The sequence below is a fragment of the Cryobacterium sp. Hh38 genome, from assembly GCF_004403235.1.
Lineage (GTDB): Bacteria > Actinomycetota > Actinomycetes > Actinomycetales > Microbacteriaceae > Cryobacterium > Cryobacterium levicorallinum.
The window spans coordinates 371,910-395,595 of sequence record NZ_SOHD01000008.1 but is presented as its reverse complement, the minus strand read 5'-3'; the positions used below and the strand labels follow the sequence as shown (position 1 = coordinate 395,595).

The following is a 23,686-nucleotide window of genomic DNA, read 5'->3' as shown; positions in this document are numbered from 1 at the left end:
CACATGAGTCAAGAAGCAAATATTGCTGCGCAGCAGAAGTTTGGTGACGCCGTCAACAGCGGAGAACTCGACCTTCTCGACGACCTCGTGGCCGAAGACGCAGTTGACAACGATCCTGCCCCTGGCCAAGGCCCGGGCCCCGCAGGCTTCAAAGCGTTCTTCGGCGAGATGATTGCCGCTTTTCCCGACCTGCACATCGCAGTCGAGCGCCTCGTCGCAAACGACACCGACGTCGCATTTGCTTACACCCTCAGCGGCACCCACCAAGGCCCACTCATGGGCCACGCCGCTAGCGGGAAAACAATGGCCGTTCGTGGCATGCAAATCAGCCGGTTTGAGAGCGGAAAGCTAGTCGAGCGGTGGGGCAGCAGCGACCAACAGGGCATGCTCGAACAACTCGGCCTCGCACCATAACCTGCGACAACTGGCGTTCCCAATCAGTGGCCGATACCTGTGCGATCTGTCGAACCCCGGCGTTCTGTGCCCGCAGTAGTGCGATCTCCTCTCGCTCGACGATGGTCAAAAACCGCCCGGAAAGCGGTACTCTGCTGATGTCTCGCATCCCGCCAGCATGACGGAACGACCGTGTCCCGACCGGCGCCGACACGCCCGCCCGCTCGCTCGCCAACGTCCTCGCTCGAGAGACCCTGCCCGACGAGGTTCCAAAAATCTTGCCGGTGCTCCCGGCGCCACGCCGGCGGCCGGCCCGGCGACCGCATCGGCTCCCGCCCGAGTTGCGCGGCCATCCACCCTTTTGGACGTCCCATAATCCACCTCCATGTCGGGGTGTTGCGACGACCAGTTGAATCCGCCGACGCTGCCGCGGTCGGAGTGCCAGATCGCGTCAGGCTCGATCAGGGTCGTCGCAGCGGCGTTGCGGAGGGCGGCGGCGACGAGTTCGGTGCGCATGTGGTCGGCGATGGACCACCCGACGACTTTCTTCGAATAGCAGTCGATGACGGTGGCCAGATAGATGAATCCTTGCCAGGTGTGGATGTATGTAATATCGCCGACGAACTTCACTCCGGGACGGTCGGCGGCGAAGTCGCGTTTGACGAGGTCGGGCATGCTCGCCGCCGCCTCGGCATCTGCCTCCGTCGTGATGCGGAAGGGCCGTGGTTGGCAGGCTACGAGGCCGATCTGGCGCATGAGCTGCCGCACCAGCTCGGGCGAGCACTCGGTCTGCTCCGCGGCGAGGTCGGCGTGGATTCGGCGGTATCCGTAGGTGCCGTCGGACTCCTCGAAGAAGTGTTGAATGCGGGAGATTAGGGCCTCTCGGCGGGCCGCAGTTGCGGACTGCGGCCGGATTGCCCAGTGGTAGAAACCGGACGTGGACACGGCCAGCCAGAGACACATTTTCCCCACCGAATTGTGGTTGGTGGGCTCAGATTTTTGGGAGTCGATGTACTCGTACTTGCTCACTACCGCTGCTCCCGCGCGAAGTAAGCGCTGGCTTTTTTCAAGAAAGCGGTCTCCGCCCGCAGCTCTTGAACTTCCCGCTCGAGTTCCTTCAACCTGGCACGTTCCGACACAGTCAAGTCCACTTCCGTGCCGCCGTTAGCCTCACGATATTTGCCCAGCCAGTTCCGGAGCGTCTCCGGGCCGACGCCGTACGCGGTGGCGACGTCCGTGATCGGCTTGGAGGTATTGATCACCTCGCGACACAGCTCGTCTTTGAACTCCTGCGTAAATTTTCTCCGCGCTGCGGTCATGCTGATCTCTACTTTCAGTGATCCCTCATTTTAAGAGGGCCCACTATCCGAGATATCCGCAGCAGGTCAAACCAACCCACTGGGTTAGGAGACACGCCCTAGCGGGCTTCGACTTCCCATTGGGTTTCGCTGCTCATACCCGTCGGCGTTGATCCAATGGCAGCACACATGCCCGCAAGGGGAATGCTAACCAAGCGCGAACCCGGAACTGTTGAGCGTCCATATAGGCGCGACGGTGGCAGCCACGACAAGCACGATCAAAAGGACCCGTAATGCTTTATCGCGGCGTCTGGGTTGAATTACCACGCCGGTGACCAACAGCGCCACAAATAGGGCAACGAGGAATGCGCTGCTAAGAAGTGCGGGACCGGAGCGTGCATCAGGAGCGCAGCTTGGCGGTGCGGGGTAAATTGCGGGGCAAATAGTGGGTAGCGATTGGGCTACCCAGATCAACAAAATAGAGACGGCGGCGATCACGGCAGCTGGCACCGTCCAGCGCCATAAAGCTCGCGCTTTAGCCTGTTCATCCGGTCTGGTCGTCATGGGCTCAGAGTAACGGGGAATTACGCTGGCCTGTAGTTCGTGAAAGCTGGATAAAGTTCTGCCCATAAGGCGACCCCTCTACGGGACCGTCCCAGTCAACCGTGAACGCGGCGTCAGGACGCCCCTGAACGGGCGGCGAAGTCTGTGCCGCTGGACGGCTAGAGGGCGCGAAGTGCTTAACGTTCATCTCGTTCTCGGCGGCTGAGTGCGTGGAGGACAGCCCTGTCTCCATTTCCGAGGCGACGACGCCGTCGGTGGCGATTCGGGTGAGGAGGGCGTCGTGTCCGGTGGGGTAGAACCGGTCAACACCTCCGGCGAGGTACGCGACGGTCTGGCCGTTGCTGGCGAGAGCGGTGCGGTGCGCCATCCCGTCGATGCCATACGCGGCCCCCGACACGATGGTGTGCCCGCGCCCGACGAGCCCGCCGACAATGTCCATACAGACGTGCTCGCCGTACCCGATGGCGGCCCGTGCGCCGACGACGGGGCAATACCGACCAAACGATTACCGCACATTACCCATAGCTCGGCTGTGCGACCAACAGAGCGGTATCGCCCCGGGCCCAGAGGGCCTGCGGGGCGCTCCAGTCAAGGTCAGCAAATCCGGCGGGCCAGTGCGGGTGCTCCGGCGTAATCAGGACCGCATCAGCTTTCCCGGCGGCAGTAAATGCCCCACCATGGCGCTGTCAACGACGCGGGGGAGCACTAGCTCCCGAAGATTTGTCAGGTCCACTCCTGCGGCGGTGTCTTCGCCCTGACCCAGGAGCGTGAGGGTGTCGGCGGCTCCGACCGCGTCCTGCTCGCCCAGCTGCTGATCTTCGTACTCAGGACCCTGCTTGCGCTTCTTTGGGCACAAGAAGTTCTCCTTTCGCCGCAGCGACGCCGAGAGGTCTTCCCGGACAGGTACGCTCCACCCCTAGTCCACCGGTAGGACACCTGGGCGACACGTGCGCGTTGCAGCCTGAAGGAGTTCAACGCTTCCAACGCAAGGAGATCCCATGAGCACGCCCACCCTCACCGTTCCGGTCGAATCGTTTCGGCACCGTCGCACTGGCGCCGCCGCGGCCGTTGCCGTTGCCCTGGTCGCCGGTCTGTCCGTTGGCGCGGCACCCAGCGCCTTCGCGAGCGAATCCGACGACGTGATCAACGCCGCGCATCGCGGCGCGAGCGAATCGACTCCCGAGAACACCCTCGCCGCCTTCCGCGCCGGAACGGACCAGGGCGCCGATTTGCTCGAGATGGACGTTCAACGCTCCGCCGACGGGGAACTCGTGGTCATTCACGACACGAACCTGGCCCGAACCACAAACGTGGAAGACCTCTTCCCCGACCGGGCACCGTGGAATGTGGGCGACTTCACCGCCGCAGAGATGCAAACCCTCGACGCCGGCTCGTGGAAGGGCGCCCAGTTCACCGGTGAAAAGCTACCGACCTTCGCCGAGGCGATCGAGGTCATTCGGAAGAGCGGCTCCGGCATGCTGCTCGAAATCAAGGCACCGCAGCTGTACACGGGGATCGAAGCCGAGGTATCCGCTGCGCTGCGCGAGTCCCGCGGCTACGTGCAGTCCGCGGTGGGCCAGGACAAGCTCGTGGTGCAGTCGTTCAACTTCGACTCCATGAAAACCTTCACCGAGCTCGAACCGACCGTTCCGGTGGGCCTCCTTGGCACACCGACCATCGATCAGCTCCCGGAACTCGCCACCTGGGCCGACCAAATCAACCCGTTCCACGCGTCGATTGACGCAGCCTACGTGGCTGAGGTTCACCGCCTCGGCATGGACGTGCTCGTGTGGACGGTTAACACCGAAGCAGACATGGTGCGGGCCATCGACCTGGGCGTCGACGGCGTGATCACGAACCGCCCCGACGTGCTCAACACCCTGCTCGAAGACTAGCCCGCGCTAGCAGGCTAGCTGTACCCGGCCATGGCGCTTGTGGCTTAAAGGGTTGAAAAGGGGGGACCTCCGTTGCTTAGTGGAGATGTTAAAAGTCTCACTGCACAGCGGAGGTCAACGCCTGGTTGACCGTTCGGGGAAGGGCTCTTTTGGTGGATAGAGTTCTCGGTGGTCGTCCGGCCACCGTCCAATGTCGCCCTGACCTCCATAGGTGATTTCCCACAAACCGCGCGCAGCCAGTGTGTGTCCAGTTGGCGCTTGGTCGTGAGCGTTGCGAGTGTGGGATCCGAGCCCGCATATGGGACTTGATGCGCGCACCTTTATTCAACGTTTATTGCGTCGAGACCGGCCGAGACGGGCCAAGGCGTTGAGATAGAATTGGACGCACATTCACAAGGAACTCCTGATCAGATCGAGATAAGTCGATATCTGTCGAGGTTTCGACGCGTAGGTCGACAGGTCGATAATGGCCTGTCACAATCCGTCGGTCCCGGGTTCAAGTCCCGGCCGCTCTACTGTAAATTTCATCTGATCAGGGTTTCTTGTCTGTACCGAAAGGGCAAGACTTGACTCACCCATAGTTTATCCATTGCTGATTCCAAAATTTCCGTCCTTCTGGGGTTCCCATAGAGAAGGTGCACGACCCGGTTCGAGTCATCTGGGATGACCTCGATCCATTCGGCCGCGGCGTCGTGGGCGCTGGGGATGTTTCAGTCTGCCATCGCTGTTTCACCACCCTGGCGTGAGCCACTTCCGTCTCGTGCACGATTGCAGTCTGCGTCGACGCAGCATCCTGTTCGCTGCCCGGAAGCGCGCGATGGGCTCGGTCGACCTGATAGTTGGTACGCGCGAGGTCGTGGCCGACCTTCTTGGCGACGAACTCTTCGCATTGGATGGCTGCGCCGTCGCGGTCGACCTGGAAGATGTGCGCTTAGCCTTCGGCGACGACGATGTGGCCTTTGGTAAAACGGGATGCCCGGTCCGCGGTGGCGCGGTAGGCGACGAGATTGTAAAGCGTCTGCTCGATGGCGGTAGTGCGATACACGCTGCGGAATCTGTCGGGCCTGTTTCGTCTTCGATTCGAATGAAAATCAACTGTTTGCGCGCACGCGCCTTTCCCGCCTGTCCTGGACGGCTACGTCCGCGACGGGCCAGCGGTGGGCGGCGCTTCGAGGCCGGTGTTGCCGCGCGCAATAGACTTGGGAAGATGCGGCGACAAGGGAGACGAATGAGCGAGCTGGAGCATCACGTTCGGGCACTGTGGACGTTGTTTGAGCCGATCCACGCGGTGACGTATTTCTCCCCGGAGGCGAGGGAGGCGTTCGCGGGTATCGGACTCACCCGTTATTGGGACGGATACTTCGCCGGTCGCGCAGCCCCGCTCGGGGCGGTGACGGCTGCTCCGGTGGTGGCGATTTTCAGTGGGTTCGCTCCGTTCTTGGTCGAGCGGGTGCTGCCGGCTGTGTGGTCGACGGTGACCGTCGACCGGGTCCTCGACGCGCGGTCGCGGGGTGCAGCAGCGACGTTGCGAAACCTCGTGCCCGACGAACGATCTGTCGCCGAAGCGGCTGACGTACTTGCCAAGATAGCGGCTCGTGTCGACACCATTGGTCGACCTCTCGCGGCGGCGAACAGCGCGTTGGCGGTGGAGGCGGATCCGTATCGCCGGCTCTGGCAGGCCGCTGCCACGCTTCGCGAGCATCGCGGTGACGGTCATGTTATGGCAGTGGTGGAGGGCGGGATCGCGGGCATCAGTACTATCGTGTTGCGCAGCGCGGTGGATATCGACGCGACGAGTGTGCGGAAGGCGCGTGGCTGGACAGAGGAAGAGTGGGCTGTCGAAGTCGAAGAGCTCATGGCTCGTGGGCTGCTGACCGGCCAGGGCGAGATCAGCGAGAATGGCAGGGTGGCAGTGGAGCGCGCCGAGAACATGACCAACCAGCTGGCGGTCGGTCCGTGGCGCGGATTGAACGACGCTGAGATCGCACGTATCGCCCGCACGCTCGCGCCCATCGCGAGAGTGTGCCAAACGGTTTTTCCGTTTCCAAACCCGATCGGGATGCCCCGGCCCTGGGATCCGAATCTCGACCCGAACGCATCCGCCGTCCCGGTGTCGCCGCGGGCGAGTTGACTGATTCCCCTGTGATATCGAGCAAGCCAACTGCGGCTCAGTAATTTGCCTGAAAGTGCGACGTCGGAGGTCCCGCTTGCGGGCCTGGATTGTGCTCGTTGACAACGGAATACATCTGACGTATGACTACACCAGCCGGCGGGACGTCACCTCGCTGATTGGATAGGTGGTTGTCCGAGCCGCGGTACGTCACGCCATCATACCGACGCCGATGCATCCCCACTCATCCGGTCGGCAGGCCACTCCCTCGCAAATTTTCAGAGATCATGCAGTCACCAACCGCCAGGTCGTGCGCTCCGCAAGTGGGGCCAGTTCAGTATTCGTCCCTACGACGGTAATAAAGCCTTCGCCCCAATTGACGGCGATATTGCCATCAGCTAGTCTGAAGGGAATAAGACCTTCGCGAGGAGAATGTCATGGCAGCACGTGGAGAAGTGAAGGGTCCTGAGGGTCTCGGTCGAATGCTGCAGCAGGGCCGTCTCGTGCGCGGCTTGACGCAGCGTGATCTCGCGGACAGGTTGGAGACCGACCAGAAGTACATCTGGGGTTTGGAATCCGGAAAGAAAACCATCGTGCTCGAGCGCATCTTTGCGATCATGCGGGAGACCGGTATCCGCATGTATATGGAGGTCGATCCAGGCACCGACGGGCCCCAAGACGACGTTGTGGATGAGCCCCGTGGGTGACTTACGCGTCGAGCTATACGGCGAACTGGTTGGGCATCTGGTCGGTGCGGACCGTCGCACGTTTGATTTCGTAACCGCGAAGAACGCCATCGAGACCTTTGGGCTCGGTAGCACAATTCTCTCCGCATCGGTGCCGTTCGACCTGGTCAGCAACCGCAGCCGGGCAGCGCGAAGACGCAACTTCTTCGCCGAACTCTTACCCGAGGGCACCGCTCTGGACAACCTCGCCGCGGGGATCAGAGTCTCCACCGACGACACCATTGCGCTGTTGGCACGGTTTGGCCGCGACGTCGCCGGCGCTATTCAGATTTACGATCCAGAGGGGCCGGGGGAGCCGCGCACGCCGGCCGTCGCGCTGGTTGACGGGGTCGAAGTGGGCCGGATGCTCACCAATACTCAAACCGCTCCTCTCGGAAACCGGCCGCAGTCTGGGCGCACGTCCTTGGCCGGCGTCCAAGACAAGATCGTGCTCGCACGACAGGATGACCACTGGTTTCAAGTCCTCGAGGGGTACCCGTCGACCCATATCATCAAGCCATCGTCCGTGCGCTACCCGACCATCACCTTCGACGAAGAATACGGCTTCCGAGCCGCCAAAGCGGCCGGCCTCACCATGCTCCACACCTGGATCGAAGACTTCGGCGGAGTCCCCGGTCTGGTCATCGAGCGCTATGACCGATCACCGCACGCACCCCAGGGACGCCTTCACCAAGAAGACATGAACCAAGCTCTCGGCGCATCAAAGAACGAGAAATATCAAGAGTACGGCGGCAAGGTCTCCCTCAAGCGCATAGCGGATGTCCTCGGTCGCGACGGCGACCGAGCGTCCGTCGAGCAGCTCCTCCGGCTCCTGACCGTCTCGCAGGCCGTGGGTAACCTTGATATGCACGCCAAGAACGTCAGCATGCTCCACCTCCCGGACGGCGGCACGAGAATCACCCCGGCCTACGATGTCGTTCCGCAAACGCACCTCGACAGCGACGGCAAGATGGCTCTGGCCGTCAACCGAAAATACAGTCATGCCGCCATCATGATCGATGATCTTGTGGCCGAAGGCGAGGCGTGGAAAGTGCGCACTCCCCGGTTGATCATCACGTCCGTGCTGGAGACCGTGGAATCCTTTGCCCGTTCAGAGACTCCGGCCACGCAGGCTTATGCCGAGCTCCAGGACGACATTATGCGGTTCACCAAGAACCTCCTCAGCGGACGTCCCACGGGTAGCAACGTCGGCGCGTGAGGACTTGACGCACACATGTTTATTCACCGTTTATCGCTCCGAAACCCGCCGAGACGGCCCGAGGTGTTGAGATAATGACGACGACATCTCACGCAAGAAGCTCCAGATCAGATCGAGAAAAAGCGAGACTAACCGAGGTTTGAATGCGAGCCGAGTATCAGCCTAAATGGCCTCGGTGCAAACCGTCGGTCTCGGGTTCAAGTCCCGGCCGCCCTCCTGTAATTTGGATCTGATCTGGGATTTTATCCGGCAAAAATCGTCGAGATTTGACTATAAGAACATCTGTCTCGGGTTCAATTCCGAGAGCGTCGTCAAAACGACACCTGATCAGGTCTTCTCTTCACTGGCGAACGTGTCACATTCGGAATATTTCCATTAGTTCTGGGTTCAAGTCTCACCACCGCGATTGGAATTCGCTTTGATCAAGAGTTTTCAGTCCGCACAGATGCAACGACACCCGATGTGATTGACGTATATTCCTGAAAGCTGCCTATTGTTGGCGCTGGCGCAGAAGACGCTCAAATCATCTTAGAGTTACTAAGAGCGACCGCGATCGCCGATGGGTGAGGGGTGCCGAATGCCTCCTGAGTTTCAGCCTTGATTCACATTTAACCACGAGGGACCTGGCCAAGTATTTCGACGTGTCCGCTCCATTGAAACGAAGCCCGCTATCGGCGCCGGGGAGTTAGTCCGCGGCGTTGTTGGTGCGCATAGACAGGTGCTCGTGGATACCGAGCCAGGTTCCGCCTGTGAGTGAAAGCACGATGGTCTCAGATTCTTGACTTGTCGACCGTTCGCCCGCAACTTCGGAGACTGTCTCGACATCGTGGGTGAACACGGCGACGGAGCCAACCAGCTGAATGCGGCGGTTCGTAGACGTGCATGAGATGACCGTGAATCCGTCTGATTCCCATTCCAGCCAGAGCTGCTCATACTCTTCCCGCGACTCCAGGCGCCGCCCGACGTTGTGGAACATGAAGGTTGCCTGCGGGCTGAACCGGGCGAAATAGGCGTCGCGGTGGTGATGGCCGAAGTCCTCGATGATCTGGTCGGCTGCGGCCAACGCATCCGCTGTCACTGCTTCGTACATGCTCACGTTGCGGCTCCGACTCGGCGTGCTGCGACCTTGGCGGCGGTGGACGAATGGTCGGTTTCGATGGCAGGGATAGTCGATTCTCTGGTTGGTACGCCGCGTGCGCCTTGATCACCAAACACGAATCGGGGCTCGGGAAAGATCCAAAGCGCTCCAAGATAGAGAACGGCCGCCGAGATCACGGCGATCGCGAGGCTGAGATCGACGCCGCCGCCCAGATTGATGAAGGGTCCAACGATGATGGGCGGGTAGTTCGCAAAGAGCAGTCCGAGGGTAGCGGCTCCGATCCAGGCGACCATTCCGCGCCAGTTGACTCCGTTGTTGAACCAGTAAGCGCCGCCGATTTCACCGCGGTTGAAAACCTGGAGATCGCGCGGGCGAAAGTTGCCTCGGCGCACGATGTAGCCAATGGCCATGATGACCATCCATGGGGTGGTCGTGACGATGATGGCGCCGACGAAAGCGTTCACGGCGCCGAGCAGGTCGAAGAAGATGCGGCCGGTCAGGATGAAGAGGAAGGCGACGATGCCGATACCGATGGTGGCCTGGGCGCGGGTGAACCGAGGAAAGACCGAAGAGAAGTCGAGGCCCGTGCCGTAGAGGGAGGTCGTGCCCGTCGACAGTCCGCCGATGAAGGCCACTCCCATGAGGAGTACCGCGTACCAGATGGGCGATGCCTGGATGAGGGCGACGACGTAGTCGCTCTCGCCAGCGACGATCGTTGCGGTCGCCACACCGAAGAGGAAGGGAATGAGGGTGAGGGACTGGCCGATCAGTGTTGCGCCGAGGATCTTGCGAGTCGGGGTGGTGCGGGGGATGTAGCGGGACCAATCTCCGAGGAACGCCCCGAACGAGATGGGGTTGGAGGCCACGATGAGCGCGGCGGCGACGAATGTCGGCCAGAAGGAGCCGAGCGCGAAGGCCGCGGGTCCGGGATTGTAGGAGCTGTCAAACACACCGTTGAACGCGACTATAGCCAGAAGGATGAGGATCGTGTTGGCGATGACCGCGGTCTTGTTCACCAGCAGCATGAACTGATAGCCGTACACCACCACGACGATGACGATCACTCCGATCACTCCGTAGACCAGGGTGCGAAGTCCGATTGAGTCCGTTATGCCTCCAAGCCGGGTGAGCGCGCCCACGAGTGCGTCGCCACTGACCCACACCGAGATGGAGTAGAAGGCGATGGCGGTGAGAAGGGAGAGGAACGAGCCGACCACTCGCCCGCGCACGCCGAAGAATGCAGCGGATGACACCGCGTTGTTGGTGCCTGTTTTCGGGCCGAATAGTCCCATCGGCATCAGGAAGAACGTGCCGACGAGCACTCCGCAGATCGTTGCGAGGGCGGCTTGCCAGAAGGAAAGGCCAAGGACGATCGGGAAGGTACCGAGCAGCACGGTGGCAAACGTGTTCGCGCCGCCAAACTGGATGCGGAGGAGGTCGAGCCAGGTCGAGGTGCGGTCGGCGTCGGGAATGGTGTCGACGCCGAGGGTTTCAACCTCGGTGATTTTTGGCCGCGCGTTTAGCTCGACGGCGGGCGCGGTGTGATGAACGCCATTGTTGTCACTCATGGGTTTGCCTTTGACTCGTGGAGGGGGGCCGGCGGAGGCGGCAGGTTTTGATTGACACTAGCGGGATGTTGTCTCCTGTGCAATAGTTTTTGACTATGAAGACAAACAAGGTCGTGGATCTCTCCCTCCTGGTGAACGCAGACACCCAGGTCTATCCGGGAGATCCTGTGCCACGGTTTGACCCGCACAGCACGATCGATCGCGACGGCTTTAACCTTCTCTCGGTGTCCATGGGGTCACAAACGGGCACCCACGTTGACGCTCCGTACCACTTTGATGATGCGGCCAAGAAACTCGATGAGTTGCCGCTGGACCGGTTCGTCGGCACAGGTGTACTCGTCGACGCCCGTGCCGCGGGCGCGCGCGGTCGCATCACGTGGTCGTACTTCAAGCCCGTCGAGGCGCAACTTCTGCCGGGAGCTATCGTGCTTCTCCACACGGGATGGAGCGCGCACTGCGGCTCACCGACGTACTTCGACAATCCATTCCTCGACGCCGATGCCTGCGCCAAACTCATTTCCCTGGGCATTCGCACCTTCGGGATCGACGCGATCAACATCGATGAGACACCGGACTCCACCCATCACGGTGAGGGCTTTCCCGTGCATCACCTCATTGCAGACGTTGACGGAGTGATCTGCGAGAACCTCACGAATCTTGCGTCGGTCGACTTCGATGAGCCCTTCATCTCTCTGCTGCCCATCGCCTTCGAGGCGGCGGATGGAGCGCCCGTGCGGGCTGTCGCGCTGCAACTTACGCCATAGGCAGGCCGCACTCCCTGTCACCACCGGCTCGCAGATCACTCTTCCACCGACTCCCTCCAAGAAAGCTCCCATGAACAATCCGATCGGTCCATCCGACGCCAGCATTTCACCCCGTTATGCCGGCATCGCCACCTTCGCCCGACTTCCCCGCATCGAAGACGTGCCCAACGCAGACATAGCCGTTGTGGGTGTGCCGTTTGACAGCGGGGTCAGCTACCGTCCCGGAGCCCGCTTCGGCCCGGCCCACGTGCGCGAGGCCTCCCGGCTGCTGCGGCCCTACAACCCCGTGCAGGATGTAGAGCCGTTCGCCACTCAGCAGGTCGTCGACGCAGGAGACATTGCGGCGAACCCCTTCAATATCGACGAGGCAGTCGCTCAGATTGAGGCAGAGGCAACCCGTCTCGGCGCTGGCGGAACACGACTGCTGACGATTGGGGGGGACCACACCATCGCCCTTCCCCTGCTGCGGGCGGTCACCAAGGTGACGGGCCCGGTCGCGGTGCTGCACTTCGACGCTCACCTCGACACGTGGGACACCTACTTCGGCGCACCTGTGACCCACGGCACGCCCTTTCGCCGCGCATCCGAGGAGGGTTTAATTGACCTCGAAGCCAGCCTGCACATCGGTATTCGTGGCCCGCTCTACGGCCGCAAGGACCTCACCGATGACGCCCGCCTGGGCTTCGCCGTCATTGCCGCCCACGAAGTCGAGACCGAGGGCGTTGCCGGAGTCGTAAAGCGGATGCTGGCCCGCCTCGGCAACCGCCCGGTATACGTGTCCGTCGATATCGATGTTCTCGACCCCGCTCACGCTCCCGGAACCGGCACCCCGGAAGCGGGCGGGCTGACGAGCAGGGAATTGCTGGCCATCATCCGTGCGCTGAGCGCCGTGCGGATCGTCGGAGCCGACGTCGTCGAAGTCGCCCCCGCCTACGACCATGCGCAGATTACGGCCGTTGCCGCCTCCCATGTCGCCTACGAAATCCTTTCGGCCATGACACCGCGCTAAGCCCGGCCCGCGGCGACACCGGCCGTGCGCATGGCGGGGAGCGGCGAGAGATCGCGAGATACTGGGAAACAGTCCCATGTCAGGTCGAAACGCGTTAAGAAAGGCAAGGCACTGTGCGAGCTCTCAACCCGGCACCATCGGGCGCACCGCTCGCGATCGGAGCGAAACTCCGGGCAACGCGGCTAGCCCAGGCCTTGACGATCGCGGACGTAGCCGCGGCAAGTAACCTCAGCACCGGCTTCATCAGCAGAGTGGAGCGAGACGAGACCTCGCCCAGCGTGTCTTCGCTCGTGGCACTGTGCCAGGTGCTTTCCCTTCAGCTCGGCTCGCTCTTCGAGGCGCCCGATAACGAGGTCATAGCCCTCGCCGATGCGGCACTCATCAACATGGGTGGGAAGGGCGCGATCGAAAAGCTGCTCACCCCACGGGGCGAGTCACGGGTGCAAGTACTCCGCTCGACCCTCGCCCCCGGAGCCTCAGGGGGAGACGAGCTCTACACGATCAACTGCGATGTCGAGGTGTTGCACGTGTTATCCGGGAGCCTCGTCCTTCGGCTGGTAGGAGGCGAAGTTGAGCTATCGGAGGGGGACACGATGACCGTCGCGGGGCGCCAACCCCACTCTTGGGACAACCGCAGTGGGGGACAGACCGAGCTTCTCTGGACCATCGTTCCGGCCGCATGGAGCGGCTCGTCCTGACGGTTCCCACAGTTCGGGGCAACGGTTTGAGCGCGATCCGGTGCAGGAAGATTCCTCTGGGAAATGGTACGCGCGATACTTTCGCCTGCCGACATCCGGTTCTAAAATAATCTTAGGCAGCCTCTTTTATGCGCCGTCGCGCGTTGCGATGGCATGACTCTCCGTCTTTCAGGTTCTTGTTGCCGAGCATCTGAAAGGCCGCGCCATGTTCGAACTTATTCTGGCCGCCACCGCCAGCACCTATTCTTTCTTGCGCCGGTTCATGCCGACCGCCATCGTGATCGACGCGATTAACACGCGGCGCGGGCTGAAGTGGGGCGTGCTGGCGATGCTGTTCGCCGTTCCGTAGGCGCTTGCAGCTATCTATTGCCGAGCACACATCCGCGTTCACCGCGCTCACCCGGCCGTGAGCAGATAGGCAATCATGGGTAGGCTCGATGAGGTGCGTTTGCTGAACTTGTTGACGTGCCGCTCGGCGGGCAATGTCCCGTCGCGCTCAGCTTGAACGTGAAGGAAACACCGTGTCTGATCACGCAAGAATCAAGGGGCACACAGTAACCCGCACCGTGCACATCGAGGCCTCGCGCGCGCGCGTCTGGAAGGCGCTGACCGACCCCGAGGTGATGGTCAAGTGGTTTGGCGACGGTGCGGGGTTCGCCGCGCTCGAACCCGGTGCTACTGGCAGCATCGACTGGGATGACTACGGCAGCTTCCCGATCGAAATCACCGAGGTCGTGCCCGACGGCTCGTTCGGCTTCCGTTGGTCGGGCATCCCCGCCGAACAGCTCGACGAGTACTCGACGCACGTGCGCTTCACCATCGCCGATGCTGGTACCGGGACGGATGTCACGGTGATCGAATCGGGCTTCGATACACTTCCCGGCGGCACCCGCTACCGTCGCGAACGTCTTGAGCAGAACCGGGAGGGCTGGGACGTCGAACTCGACGAGCTCGCGCTCCTCTTCGAGGGTGTCTCGGAGTAGCTCACGATGACGGGAGTTGCTCGACGAGTTAGCCACGTTGCGCGGCCGGTAGAGGACTATGTGGCGGAGCGCAGAGGATGTGCGTGAAAGCTCCCAAAATCTGCCCAGAGCGCGGTTCGTAACCCCGCCGACGTCGACCAAGGCGTCATGGCGGATTCGGTCGATCAGGGCGGCGTTGCCGGTGACGACGCCGTCCATCGCGTCACCGTGACCGTTGATGTACTTCGTTAGCGAGTGCACGGCGAGATCGGCGCCGTGTTCGAGAGTGCGGAAGAACGGTGGGTGTGTGAAGGTTGCGTCCACGCTCAACAGGAGCCCCTTGTAGTGGGTGATAGCCGCGAGGGAGCTGATGTCGGCGACCTTGGTGGTGGGGTTCGCGATTGTCGCGACGTGGATCAGCTTCGTGCTGGGCCGGATTGCTTCCCGGACCGCGTCGTCGTCGGCGACGAAGGACGCTTCGATCCCGTACCGTTCCGGCAGCAGCTCAGAGAACAGTCGCCAGACAGCCTCGTAGGTGACGTCGGAGACGATCACGTGATCGCCAGTGCGCAGCAGGGTGAAGAATACCCCGTGTAGGGCCGCGACACCGGTCGCGAACGCTACCGTCACCTCCCCGCCTTCGAGCGCTGCGATCTTTATTTCAAGGGCTTCCTGGTTGGCGGAACCATTCCGCCCGTAGACCAGCTGCTCGGTCGCTGATCAGTTCATCGATGCCGGGTCCTTGGGCAGCAAATAGGAGTTCGCCATCACCAACGGGCTCCGGATCGCGCCCGTACCGGCGTCGATGCGGTTACCACCATGGACGGCCCAGGTGAGGTCGCCAACGGTCGAGGCGTCGTGCTTGTCCGGTGAAGGCGTCATGGCAGTCCTGTTCCGGGAGGTAGAACGCGAGTGGCGAGGTCAGTTGGGGGTGGGGCGCGCGAGGATTCGCGATTCGACGCCGACGTGGGGGCCGAGCCGGGCGAGGTGGGTGGCGAGGTCTTCGTGCAGCTGCTCGTCGGACATCGCGGCAAGCGCATCCAAGATGAACAGGGCACGTGTGGTGCTGTCGCTCAGCTGCGTGCGGCGGCCTTGACGCCAGTTCCACCGCCGGCAGGTGACGCCGGCGTCATCGCACTAGACGACCTCACCGGAGTCGGGGTGCTCGGTGACGTCGGCGCCGCCGGCACTGGTATCGAAAGTGTCGTCGCCAGTGGCACGGATGAGGCGGGGTGCGCCGACGTAACGGTCAAGGTCCTCGCCGCCGAGAGGCACCTGATGCAGGACGGAGATCGCGTTATAGAGGTCCGTCAGCCGGTTCACCCGTGGCAGCCCGTCCCCGGCCCGGCGAAGGAGCGCCTCGAGGCTGTTCCTCGTGCGTTGCGGTTTCGCACCGAAGCCACGGTTGGCATCCCGCCACGCCGCAACGTGTGGCACCTCCTCGACCGGTGCTGCTGCCAGGAGGTGCCGGGCTGTTGTCTCCGCCTCGTGGAGCAGAGCGTCACTGGCGTCGTCGCTTTCCCCCAGGGTGAGGCCGGACACGGTGAGGAGGCAGGCGCGGTAGTCCGGTCGAAGCGCGAAGATCTCATCGTCGACGCAGGCCCCGCTGAGGAGGTCGTGTTAGGTCGTCATGGTGTTCCTGCCGTCAGGTGGTCTGGTGGGAGGGGCGTGGGCTGGACGTACCGACGCCGGGCTCGAAGACGGCAAGCGTGAACTCCGCAGTGGATTTCGACGTGTTCGCGTAGGCGTGCGCTTGGTCGCCATCGAACGCGAAGGTATCGCCGGGGCTGAGGCTCACCTCATCGGGGCCGACGGTGAGGTTCACCACGCCTCTGCCGACGTGCAGGATCTCTCGTGTGCCAGCAACATGGGGCGTGTTTTCGTGGGTATCTCCGGGGGCAAGGGTCCACTGCCACAGTTCCAAGACGTCGGGCGACGGGGTACCCGCAAGCAAAATTCCACTACCGCCGCTCGGGCTTGACCAAAGTTCCGCGCCGTCGCCGCGACGCGTCAGTGCCGCTGGAACACCGTCCCGGGCTGCGACCAGCGTCGGAAGGTCGATTCCGAGCGCATCACTGAGAAGGAGCAGGGTCGCCACGCTCGGGTTGGCCTCGCCTTTTTCGACCTTGACGATCATCCGACGGCTGACCCCGGACTGCGCCGCCACCTCATCGAGCGTCCACTTCAGGGCATGCCGGCACGCTCGAATGCGCGCGCCGATGACCGCCGCCAAGTCATCCGGTTCAACACCCACACGGTGCATTATAGTGCACTAGGGTGGAAGGACTGCCGCAGCTACTGCCATCCGAATGGAGTGCCCATGTTTACCGGTCTGAGCGCCTTCCCCTTGACGCCGCTCCGCAACGACGCATTCGACGAGACCGCCTACGCGGGGCTGATCGGAAAGTTGGTCACTGCGGGTGTCGACTCGATAACCGCTCTCGGCTCGACCGGGTCGTACATGTATCTGGACCGCGAGGAGCGACGCCGGGTGGCACTGTGCGCCGTCCAGCACGCCGAGACGGTGCCAGTGATCGTCGGCATTGGTGCGCTCCGCACCTCGCACGTCCTCGCCCTGGCGGAAGACGCGCAGGAAGCTGGCGCACGCGCCGTGCTGCTGGCACCGGTCAGCTACCAGCCGCTCACGGACGATGACGTCTTCGGGTTGTTCGAGGACGTGACCTCGAACCTGTCTGTGCCGTTGGTCGTCTACGACAACCCCGGCACCACCCACGTCACCTTCACCGACGACTTGTACGCCAGCATCGCCCGACTCCCGCAGGTGGCCGCGATCAAGATCCCGGGAGTCCCCGGAGTGCCAGCCCGTGCCGCCGCCCGGGTGCAAACAATCCGGGATGCGGTGCCCGCACACGTGACCGTGGGGGTCTCTGGTGATGCCTCGGCAGCGACCGGGTTGAACGCCGGATGCGACGCCTGGTACTCCGTGATCGGCGGAACACTCCCCGAACTCGCCCTCGCGATCACACGGGCCGCACAAGACGGCGATAGCAGCGAAGCCGAGCAACAGTCCGCGCGGCTCGAGCCGCTGTGGGCCCTCTTCGCCGAGCTCGGCGGGAGCTACCGGGTGGTTGCCGCGATCGCAGAACAACTGGGCTTGGTGGCCCCGGACTGTCTGCCGCGCCCCATCCGAGGGTTGAACGCTCCGGCACGCGCCCGCGTCGAAGCTGTGATGACCAGGCTGCAGCTCGGAGCCGAGACCGCGTGAGCTATTCGATAACCGCGGCCGCCACGGCCTGCAGGCCGCTGCGAATGCGGCTGTCCACCCGGTTTCCCACGGCCAGTTTACCGGGAGGTGCACTGCTTGTGTTCATCGCGTCGTTCGGTGAACTGCTCCGGGTAGGTGTTGAAGGAACCAACTCCTGCGGAGCGGGACTGAATGGTCAGTGAGAGCCCGTCCCGGCAGGCACAATTCTTAGACTGTTCTGTGACGTGACGGGTAAGTCTGGGGGGATGAGCTCAGAAACCCGACCACTGCACAGGTTCGTTCGGACCGCTCTTCCCGCGGCTGGAGTCATTCTCACCGTCATAGCCACTGGGTTCGTGCTCACCGGGTCGGCGGGGTGGACGGACGGGGAGATGAATGTTCTCCGGCAGGTAAACGCTGACCACAGCGCGCCTCTGGACGCGGTGGCCCTCGGCATTGACTGGCTGTTCAGCCCCGCAGTGGGCGTGGTACTGGTCTTGTTGGCAGCCGGATCGGTGCTGCTGTTGACCCGGCGACCCGGCGCGGCGATCCGCTTCGTGCTGGTGGTGATGATTCCCACGCTGGGCGCCGACGTGATCAAACTCCTGGTGCAGCGGGCGCGACCTGACATACCGTCGCTGCCGCACATCCTGCTGCTTGAACCGGGTGGTCTCAGCTTTCCGAGCGGACACACCAGCTTCGCCGCCTGCTTCCTGCTCGGGGTCGTCCTCGTCACGGCCGGTCACCGATGGCATCCGTTTGTGATTGGAACGGCCGCGGTGGTGGTGCTCGCCACGGCTGCGTCCCGGGTCTATTTGGGGGTGCATTACCCGTCGGATGTGGTGGCGTCGGTCGTGTACTCGCTTGCTGCCGTGGCGCTGGTGAACGCCGCTTCGGTGCTACTACTGGCACACTGGAGCGAACGTCGATCCGGCCTCCACGCTGGACCCGTGCACGGAGGAGTCTGGAATGCCCGCTGAGAGCACAGCTCGCCCCCGGCTGTTGTTGATCGAAGATGATGCCAAGCTCGGCCCGATGATTTGCGACGTGCTCACGGAAAACTACGATGTCACCCTGGTCGCCGACGGCGCGGAGGGACTTGCGGCCGGTCTCGGCGGCGAGTTCGAGGTGATGGTGATCGACCGGCGCCTGCCGACGTTGGACGGCCTCGGAGTGGTTGAAGCGCTCCGCCGCAAACTGGTGACCACTCCCATCCTGCTCCTCACTGCGCTGGGAACGACGGGGGACAAGGTGGCCGGGCTGGACATCGGCGCCAACGATTACCTGGTCAAACCGTTCGAATTCGATGAGCTCTTCGCCCGGCTCCGGGCCATCCGTCGGGTCTTCACCGGGGAGGGCCGCACGGTGCTGGTGGGCGCCTGGGAGTACTACCCCGACAGTCGAACGATCTATTCCCCGTATGACGGGCGCATCCTGCTGACGGTGAAGGAGAACGAACTGCTCAAATTGTTAGCGGATGCCCCACAACGCACGTTCTCCCGCCAGCAGATCCTGCAGACCGTGTTCAGCGCCGCGGACACCGCCGGGACGGTGGACACCTACGTGCATTATCTGCGGCGCAAGACCGAAACCGACATCGTCCTCACCGTGCGCGGTGCGGGTTACCGCCTGGGACAGCCATGATCCGAAGCAGAACCCGCATCGTTGACAGCGACACCCTCGCCATCCGTCGGGCCTCCCGACTCGTCGGGACCCGCATCGCGATCGCGTGCGCTGCGGTTGTCGCGGTGGTCATCGTGGCCGTCTTCGTTTACATCCTGTCCGAGATCTCGCCCGGTGAGCTGTTCGAACCGGTGCCCGACACCGACAACCTGCAGGTCAGCGCGGTCAACCTGCTGCGGGCCGCGGGAGTGTTGGGCGTGGCATTGATCATTCTGGCCGGTGTGTTGAGCTTTCTGGTCACCCGTCGGGCCGTGCAACCGCTCGGTGATGTGCTGCGCATCCAACGGGCGTTTGTCGCTGACGCCAGCCATGAACTCCGAACCCCGCTTGCGGTGCTTGATGCCCGCCTGCAAATTCTGCAGCGCACCCTCCCCGCCGATGATCCGTCGTCCTCGGTCGTTGCAGAGCTCCGCAGCGATGCGAAGGACCTCATCCACATCGTCAACGACTTGCTCGAATCTGCTGAAGTCGGCGGCGCGGCCGTGCACGATACCGTCGTCGTCGACCTGGTCGCTGCCGTCGAAGCCGCGGTGCAATCGATGGCACTGATCGCCGTCGACAAAAACATCACCATTGAAATGGATGCAGCCCAGCCCGCGCCGGTGCGCGTGCCCGCCTCCAGCATCACCCGCTGCGCGGTCGCGCTGCTGGATAACGCTGTGCGCTTCGCCCCCAGCGGGTCGATCGTCGCGGTGGGTGTGGCCGTGACCAAGAAGACGGTGGTGGTCACCGTGCGCGATCGCGGCCCCGGCATTCAAGGCATCGACCCCGCCCGCATCTTTGATCGATTCGCGCACTCCGGCGCGGCCGTGGACGGTGGCGGGGACGCCCGAACGGGGTTTGGTATCGGCCTGTCCTTGGTGCGGGAAATTGCGGTGCGCTACGGAGGAGCCGTGCACGTCGTCGACAGCGGCGCCGCAGGCACAGCGATCAGCCTCACCCTCCCGCGCGCGAAGCCAGCCGCATCCTGATCCTGCTCCGTCGAGCAGGTCGCCGCTCACCTGGTAAAAGAATCCATTGCGATGATTGCCTTCTTCTGTGAGAAATCTTAGACACCACCGTGTTCGCTGGTGTTACCGACCCCATCCCAGGAGGAACACATGTCCACGACCTCGACCCGCTCCACGACCGTTTCGCCCGTCCGGAACATCCTCACCAAGGTGCCCGAGGTCACCCTCATCTTCTGGGTGATCAAGGTACTCGCGACCACAGTGGGGGAGACCGCCGCGGACTTCCTCAACGTCGACCTCAACCTGGGACTGACGATCACGTCGATCATTATGGCGGTCCTGCTGGTCGCCGCGCTGATCGTGCAATTCAGATTGCAGAAATACACCCCGGCGGTGTACTGGCTGGCCGTGGTGCTCATCAGCGTTGTGGGAACTCTGATCACCGATAACCTCACCGACAGCCTCGGCGTTCCCCTGTGGGTGACGACGGTCGTCTTCGCCATCGCACTGGCCGCGACCTTCACCGTCTGGGCCATCTCGGAGAAGACCCTGTCCATCCACTCCATCTTCACGACTCGGCGGGAGTCGTTCTACTGGCTGGCCGTGTTGTTCACGTTCGCCCTCGGGACTGCGGCGGGCGACCTCGTCGCCGAAGGACTCAACCTGGGCTTCTTCGTCGCGCTGCTCGTCTTCGCCGCCGCCATCGCGCTGGTCGCTGTGGCGTACTTCGTCTTCCACTTGAACGCTGTGCTGGCATTCTGGATCGCCTACATCCTGACCCGCCCGCTGGGCGCATCCACCGGCGATCTGCTGTCTCAGCCTGTCGCTGATGGCGGCCTGGGGCTCGGAACGACGGGAACCAGCGTGCTGTTCCTGGCCGTGATCCTCATCCTCGTGATCGTGCTCACCCGCCGCGCCCGCACCACGAACGCCCAACTGACGGCCACCGCCTAAACACCTCGCGCAGCAGCGGATGCCCGGATCGCCTTCAGAAAACTCAGAGAAAGTCCCTGCAGCATGAACACCATGATCGCCACCGCACTACCCACGTCCGGTTTTCTGGATCCGCAATCTGTGATCGCCGGCGCCGGCGTCTGGGGCCTCGTGGTCGTCTGCGCGATCGTGTTCGTGGAGACGGGCCTGCTCGTCGGGTTCTTCTTGCCCGGGGATACCCTGCTGTTCTTCACCGGCGTGCTCGTCCTCAGCGGGGTGATCAGCCAGCCGCTCTGGATCGTCATCCCGGCCATCGCCCTATCGGCGGTGCTGGGCGACCAACTCGGGTACATTATCGGGCGCACGACGGGCCGACGCATTTTCGACCGGCGCGACTCTGGCCTGTTCAGCCGAAAGAGCGTCATCCGAACGCAGGGGTTCTTTGATCGGTTCGGCCCGGCGGCCGTCACCATCGCCCGCTTCGTACCGGTCGTACGCACCTCTGCCCCCGTCGCGGCCGGCGTCGGCAAAATGCGCCGGCGGGTGTTCACACTGTTCAACATCATCGGCGCCGTGCTCTGGACGACCGCGGTGGTGCTCCTGGGCTTCGGGCTGGCACACATCCCGGGCGTCGCCGACTTCGCCGCACGCTACATCGATCTCGTGCTGATCGGCATCGTTATGCTCTCCGTGGTTCCCGTCGTCATCCGAGCCCTCGTCTCACGCCGCCAGAATGATCGGGTGTGAGGATCAGCGGAACGCGGCAGTGCCTGCCGCAGTGATCGCCGTGAGGTTTCGGGCTTCTCATCCTGGTCTCCTCGGCCACGGTCTAGGGTCGAGGCTATGACCATCACCCGCTACCCGCCACGTCCGCAATCGGTCGGGCCGGGCAGCGTATGAAGGTGCTCGTTATCGAGGATGACGTCCGCATCGCGGACGTCATCCGTCGTACCCTCACCGAATCCGGCTATGCCGTCGATGTCGCCCACACCGCGCCCGACGGCGTGCAGGCCTTCGAAATTGACACCTACGATCTGGTCGTACTGGATTTGATGCTCCCGGGACTGCCGGGTGGAGGGATGGACGTGTGCCGATGCATCCGCTTGATCAATAGCGACGTGCCCGTGCTGATGCTGACCGCGCTGGATTCGATGCGTACCAAGGTTGAAGGGCTCGACGCCGGCGCCGACGACTACATCGTCAAACCGTTCCACCTGGTCGAGCTGTTGGCCCGCGTGCGGGCGCTCCTTCGGCGTTCTCCGCGGGCGTACGCACCCGTGCTGCAGGCGCAAGGGGTCTCCCTCGACCCCGCCACCCGCACCGCGATGCGGGCCGGGCGCACCATTGTGTTGACGGCGAAGGAATTCGCTGTGCTGGAATACCTGATGCGCAACGCCGGCACCATCATTAGTGCCACCGAGCTGATTGATCATGCGTGGGACAGCAACTATGAGGGATTCAGCAACGTCGTGCAAACCTACATCCGCTACCTGCGGCAAAAACTCACCCTGCCCGGCGAAACGGTCATCATCGAGACCCGGCGCGGCGCCGGCTACCTGATCCAAGCGGACAGCTGATGTTTCGCCGCGCGTTGGTTCGACTCACCGTCACCTACACGATTGTGCAGCTGGTGCTGTTCGCCGCGTTCGCGGTTGGCATCTACATCTTCGTCACCGGAACCTTCGATTTCGACGCCGCTGAATCGGACGGTGCCGGCGCCATTAACGCGGCCGAGCAGGGCTTCGCTAACCTCCGCACCGGCCTGCTCGTGCTCTACGCCGTCTTGTTGGTGCTGATCCCGATCGCGAGTTTTCTCATGGCCCGCGCAGCCCTGGCACCGTTGCAGAAAAGCTACGAGCTGCAGCAACGCTTCGTCGATGGCGCCTCTCACGAGATGCGCAGCCCGCTCAGTGTCATTGAGGGCGAACTCGAACTCGCCCTGCTCAGCATCCGCACCCCGGCCGAGTATGAGCGGGCGATGCAGACCGCGCTCGACGCCGTCGGCGGCCTCACCCAGCTCACCAATGACCTCCTGCTGCTATCGCGCGGCGCGGGAGCCGAGCTGAAGAAAACGTACGAACTCGTCGACCTGAATGACCTTGTCCGCCTCGACATCGACGCGCGAGCCAGTAGCCCAGTGGATGCCGCCCGGCTGGACGTTCACCGGGGGCGGGCCGCGGCCGTTCTGGGCTCCGCGGCCCTGCTCGCTCGAGCGATCGCGAACGTCATCGACAACGCGTTGAAATTCACCCCGCCGACGGGCGTCATCACCGTCAGCACTGCCGTCCACGACAGGACCTGCACCGTCACCGTGCGGGACACCGGCATCGGCATCGACAACAACGACCTGAAACACGCCTTCGACCGGTTCTGGCGATCGGACCGGGCGCGATCACAGCCCGGGCACGGCATCGGCCTCAGCCTGGTGCAGCAGATCATCCACGCGCACGACGGCCGCATCACGCTCACCTCACAAGTCGGCATCGGCACCACCGTGGCAGTGAATCTTCCCCTCCGCCCCTAAAGTGACTCTGTAGCTCTGGCTCTCACGCTTATCTCACGTGCCCCTCTTTAGCTTGGAAGTATGGCCCCGCAGTCGCGGAGCTCACTC

25 protein-coding genes and 3 pseudogenes are annotated in these 23,686 nt (G+C 63.0%); 18 read left to right on the top strand and 10 right to left on the bottom strand.

Annotation, left to right across the window (positions count from 1 at the left end):
• Positions 1-3 precede the first annotated feature (3 nt).
• The gene (locus E3T41_RS05180) at positions 4-414 is read left to right on the top strand and encodes an ester cyclase (protein ID WP_134477566.1); all 411 of its coding nucleotides are present in this window, start codon (positions 4-6) and stop codon (positions 412-414) included.
• Positions 415-813: 399 nt separating this feature from the next.
• Here the strand turns inward: E3T41_RS05180 and E3T41_RS05175 are convergent.
• The 4 genes and pseudogenes from E3T41_RS05175 to E3T41_RS05160 all read right to left on the bottom strand — a co-directional run.
• Positions 814-1,712: pseudogene (locus E3T41_RS05175) on the bottom strand (IS3 family transposase); the annotation flags it as partial.
• A gap of 186 nt (positions 1,713-1,898) precedes the next feature.
• Positions 1,899-2,255 carry a hypothetical protein gene (locus E3T41_RS05170; protein WP_134477564.1) on the bottom strand — a complete coding sequence of 119 codons (357 nt, stop codon included), beginning with the start codon at positions 2,253-2,255 and terminating at the stop codon, positions 1,899-1,901.
• 4 nt (positions 2,256-2,259) lie between these two features.
• Positions 2,260-2,733, bottom strand: a pseudogene (locus E3T41_RS05165) (DNA-processing protein DprA); the annotation flags it as partial.
• A 156-nt stretch (positions 2,734-2,889) separates the two neighbouring features.
• The gene (locus E3T41_RS05160) at positions 2,890-3,111 is read right to left on the bottom strand and encodes a hypothetical protein (protein WP_104132548.1); all 222 of its coding nucleotides are present in this window, start codon (positions 3,109-3,111) and stop codon (positions 2,890-2,892) included.
• Between the two features lie 142 nt (positions 3,112-3,253).
• Between E3T41_RS05160 and E3T41_RS05155 the strand changes: the two genes are divergently transcribed.
• The 4 genes from E3T41_RS05155 (at position 3,254) to E3T41_RS05140 (ending at position 8,204) form a co-directional block, all read left to right on the top strand.
• Positions 3,254-4,150, top strand: a complete 897-nt coding sequence (locus E3T41_RS05155; RefSeq protein ID WP_134477562.1) for a glycerophosphodiester phosphodiesterase family protein — start codon at positions 3,254-3,256, stop codon at positions 4,148-4,150.
• Positions 4,151-4,892: 742 nt separating this feature from the next.
• Positions 4,893-6,281: a hypothetical protein gene (locus tag E3T41_RS05150; protein WP_134477560.1), complete on the top strand. Its 1,389-nt coding sequence runs from the start codon at positions 4,893-4,895 to the stop codon at positions 6,279-6,281.
• 416 nt (positions 6,282-6,697) lie between these two features.
• On the top strand, positions 6,698-6,967 hold the full coding sequence (locus tag E3T41_RS05145) for a helix-turn-helix domain-containing protein (RefSeq protein WP_134477558.1): 270 nt from the start codon (positions 6,698-6,700) through the stop codon (positions 6,965-6,967).
• The gene (locus E3T41_RS05140; RefSeq protein WP_092448713.1) at positions 6,960-8,204 is read left to right on the top strand and encodes a type II toxin-antitoxin system HipA family toxin; all 1,245 of its coding nucleotides are present in this window, start codon (positions 6,960-6,962) and stop codon (positions 8,202-8,204) included. Before E3T41_RS05145 ends, E3T41_RS05140 begins: the two co-directional genes overlap by 8 nt.
• A 685-nt stretch (positions 8,205-8,889) precedes the next feature.
• Here the strand turns inward: E3T41_RS05140 and E3T41_RS05135 are convergent.
• Together E3T41_RS05135 and E3T41_RS05130 are read right to left on the bottom strand one after the other, a co-directional pair.
• Positions 8,890-9,294 (bottom strand): nuclear transport factor 2 family protein, encoded by a 405-nt coding sequence (locus tag E3T41_RS05135; protein WP_134477614.1) that lies wholly within the window; start codon positions 9,292-9,294, stop codon positions 8,890-8,892.
• Positions 9,295-9,296: 2 nt separating this feature from the next.
• Positions 9,297-10,871, bottom strand: a complete 1,575-nt coding sequence (locus tag E3T41_RS05130) for a cytosine permease (RefSeq protein WP_092448711.1) — start codon at positions 10,869-10,871, stop codon at positions 9,297-9,299.
• A gap of 95 nt (positions 10,872-10,966) precedes the next feature.
• Between E3T41_RS05130 and E3T41_RS05125 the strand changes: the two genes are divergently transcribed.
• The 5 genes from E3T41_RS05125 (at position 10,967) to E3T41_RS05110 (ending at position 14,325) form a co-directional block, all read left to right on the top strand.
• A complete protein-coding gene (locus E3T41_RS05125) occupies positions 10,967-11,635 on the top strand; it encodes a cyclase family protein (RefSeq protein ID WP_104132544.1) in 669 nt (222 codons plus the stop codon).
• A gap of 70 nt (positions 11,636-11,705) precedes the next feature.
• On the top strand, positions 11,706-12,644 hold the full coding sequence (speB, locus tag E3T41_RS05120; RefSeq protein WP_092448709.1) for an agmatinase: 939 nt from the start codon (positions 11,706-11,708) through the stop codon (positions 12,642-12,644).
• 113 nt (positions 12,645-12,757) lie between these two features.
• Entirely contained in the window at positions 12,758-13,342 is a 585-nt protein-coding gene (locus tag E3T41_RS05115) for a cupin domain-containing protein (protein WP_092448708.1), read from the top strand.
• A 205-nt stretch (positions 13,343-13,547) separates the two neighbouring features.
• Positions 13,548-13,691 (top strand): hypothetical protein, encoded by a 144-nt coding sequence (locus E3T41_RS17790; protein ID WP_158251635.1) that lies wholly within the window; start codon positions 13,548-13,550, stop codon positions 13,689-13,691.
• A gap of 172 nt (positions 13,692-13,863) precedes the next feature.
• On the top strand, positions 13,864-14,325 hold the full coding sequence (locus E3T41_RS05110) for an SRPBCC domain-containing protein (protein WP_241991034.1): 462 nt from the start codon (positions 13,864-13,866) through the stop codon (positions 14,323-14,325).
• Between the two features lie 219 nt (positions 14,326-14,544).
• On the opposite strand, the pseudogene E3T41_RS18365 reads toward E3T41_RS05110, so the two are convergent.
• The 4 genes and pseudogenes from E3T41_RS18365 to E3T41_RS05095 all read right to left on the bottom strand — a co-directional run.
• Positions 14,545-14,958: pseudogene (locus E3T41_RS18365) on the bottom strand (aminotransferase class I/II-fold pyridoxal phosphate-dependent enzyme); the annotation flags it as partial.
• A gap of 66 nt (positions 14,959-15,024) precedes the next feature.
• Positions 15,025-15,186 carry a hypothetical protein gene (locus E3T41_RS18360; protein WP_241991033.1) on the bottom strand — a complete coding sequence of 54 codons (162 nt, stop codon included), beginning with the start codon at positions 15,184-15,186 and terminating at the stop codon, positions 15,025-15,027.
• Between the two features lie 255 nt (positions 15,187-15,441).
• On the bottom strand, positions 15,442-15,846 hold the full coding sequence (locus E3T41_RS18915) for a B3/4 domain-containing protein (RefSeq protein WP_370257091.1): 405 nt from the start codon (positions 15,844-15,846) through the stop codon (positions 15,442-15,444).
• A 103-nt stretch (positions 15,847-15,949) separates the two neighbouring features.
• A complete protein-coding gene (locus E3T41_RS05095) occupies positions 15,950-16,558 on the bottom strand; it encodes a helix-turn-helix domain-containing protein (RefSeq protein ID WP_233195269.1) in 609 nt (202 codons plus the stop codon).
• 66 nt (positions 16,559-16,624) lie between these two features.
• On the opposite strand from E3T41_RS05095, the gene E3T41_RS05090 reads away from it, so the two are divergent.
• From E3T41_RS05090 to E3T41_RS05055, 8 genes are all read left to right on the top strand, one after another.
• Entirely contained in the window at positions 16,625-17,530 is a 906-nt protein-coding gene (locus tag E3T41_RS05090; RefSeq protein ID WP_092448706.1) for a dihydrodipicolinate synthase family protein, read from the top strand.
• Between the two features lie 245 nt (positions 17,531-17,775).
• A complete protein-coding gene (locus tag E3T41_RS05085) occupies positions 17,776-18,489 on the top strand; it encodes a phosphatase PAP2 family protein (RefSeq protein WP_134477556.1) in 714 nt (237 codons plus the stop codon).
• Positions 18,479-19,153: a response regulator transcription factor gene (locus E3T41_RS05080; protein WP_134477554.1), complete on the top strand. Its 675-nt coding sequence runs from the start codon at positions 18,479-18,481 to the stop codon at positions 19,151-19,153. The genes E3T41_RS05085 and E3T41_RS05080 overlap by 11 nt, the downstream gene beginning before the upstream one ends.
• Positions 19,150-20,163 carry a sensor histidine kinase KdpD gene (locus E3T41_RS05075; RefSeq protein ID WP_134477552.1) on the top strand — a complete coding sequence of 338 codons (1,014 nt, stop codon included), beginning with the start codon at positions 19,150-19,152 and terminating at the stop codon, positions 20,161-20,163. Before E3T41_RS05080 ends, E3T41_RS05075 begins: the two co-directional genes overlap by 4 nt.
• A gap of 129 nt (positions 20,164-20,292) precedes the next feature.
• Positions 20,293-21,096, top strand: a complete 804-nt coding sequence (locus tag E3T41_RS05070) for a hypothetical protein (protein ID WP_134477550.1) — start codon at positions 20,293-20,295, stop codon at positions 21,094-21,096.
• Positions 21,097-21,159: 63 nt separating this feature from the next.
• Positions 21,160-21,822, top strand: a complete 663-nt coding sequence (locus tag E3T41_RS05065; RefSeq protein ID WP_092448701.1) for a DedA family protein — start codon at positions 21,160-21,162, stop codon at positions 21,820-21,822.
• Positions 21,823-21,971: 149 nt separating this feature from the next.
• Entirely contained in the window at positions 21,972-22,652 is a 681-nt protein-coding gene (locus E3T41_RS05060) for a response regulator transcription factor (RefSeq protein WP_104132537.1), read from the top strand.
• Complete coding sequence (locus E3T41_RS05055) at positions 22,652-23,599, top strand: cell wall metabolism sensor histidine kinase WalK (protein ID WP_134477548.1); 948 nt, start codon at positions 22,652-22,654, stop codon at positions 23,597-23,599. Before E3T41_RS05060 ends, E3T41_RS05055 begins: the two co-directional genes overlap by 1 nt.
• Positions 23,600-23,686: the final 87 nt, after the last annotated feature.

Coding starts and splice junctions, on each gene's coding strand:
- E3T41_RS05180 (WP_134477566.1), top strand. CDS start 4: ATGAGTCAAGAAGCAAATATTGCTGCGCAGCAGAAGTTTGGTGACGCC.
- E3T41_RS05170 (WP_134477564.1), bottom strand. CDS start 2,255: ATGACGACCAGACCGGATGAACAGGCTAAAGCGCGAGCTTTATGGCGC.
- E3T41_RS05155 (WP_134477562.1), top strand. CDS start 3,254: ATGAGCACGCCCACCCTCACCGTTCCGGTCGAATCGTTTCGGCACCGT.
- E3T41_RS05145 (WP_134477558.1), top strand. CDS start 6,698: ATGGCAGCACGTGGAGAAGTGAAGGGTCCTGAGGGTCTCGGTCGAATG.
- E3T41_RS05135 (WP_134477614.1), bottom strand. CDS start 9,294: ATGTACGAAGCAGTGACAGCGGATGCGTTGGCCGCAGCCGACCAGATC.
- E3T41_RS05130 (WP_092448711.1), bottom strand. CDS start 10,871: ATGAGTGACAACAATGGCGTTCATCACACCGCGCCCGCCGTCGAGCTA.
- E3T41_RS05125 (WP_104132544.1), top strand. CDS start 10,967: ATGAAGACAAACAAGGTCGTGGATCTCTCCCTCCTGGTGAACGCAGAC.
- speB (WP_092448709.1), top strand. CDS start 11,706: ATGAACAATCCGATCGGTCCATCCGACGCCAGCATTTCACCCCGTTAT.
- E3T41_RS17790 (WP_158251635.1), top strand. CDS start 13,548: ATGTTCGAACTTATTCTGGCCGCCACCGCCAGCACCTATTCTTTCTTG.
- E3T41_RS18360 (WP_241991033.1), bottom strand. CDS start 15,186: ATGACGCCTTCACCGGACAAGCACGACGCCTCGACCGTTGGCGACCTC.
- E3T41_RS05090 (WP_092448706.1), top strand. CDS start 16,625: ATGTTTACCGGTCTGAGCGCCTTCCCCTTGACGCCGCTCCGCAACGAC.
- E3T41_RS05085 (WP_134477556.1), top strand. CDS start 17,776: ATGAGCTCAGAAACCCGACCACTGCACAGGTTCGTTCGGACCGCTCTT.
- E3T41_RS05080 (WP_134477554.1), top strand. CDS start 18,479: ATGCCCGCTGAGAGCACAGCTCGCCCCCGGCTGTTGTTGATCGAAGAT.
- E3T41_RS05075 (WP_134477552.1), top strand. CDS start 19,150: ATGATCCGAAGCAGAACCCGCATCGTTGACAGCGACACCCTCGCCATC.
- E3T41_RS05070 (WP_134477550.1), top strand. CDS start 20,293: ATGTCCACGACCTCGACCCGCTCCACGACCGTTTCGCCCGTCCGGAAC.
- E3T41_RS05065 (WP_092448701.1), top strand. CDS start 21,160: ATGAACACCATGATCGCCACCGCACTACCCACGTCCGGTTTTCTGGAT.
- E3T41_RS05060 (WP_104132537.1), top strand. CDS start 21,972: ATGAAGGTGCTCGTTATCGAGGATGACGTCCGCATCGCGGACGTCATC.
- E3T41_RS05055 (WP_134477548.1), top strand. CDS start 22,652: ATGTTTCGCCGCGCGTTGGTTCGACTCACCGTCACCTACACGATTGTG.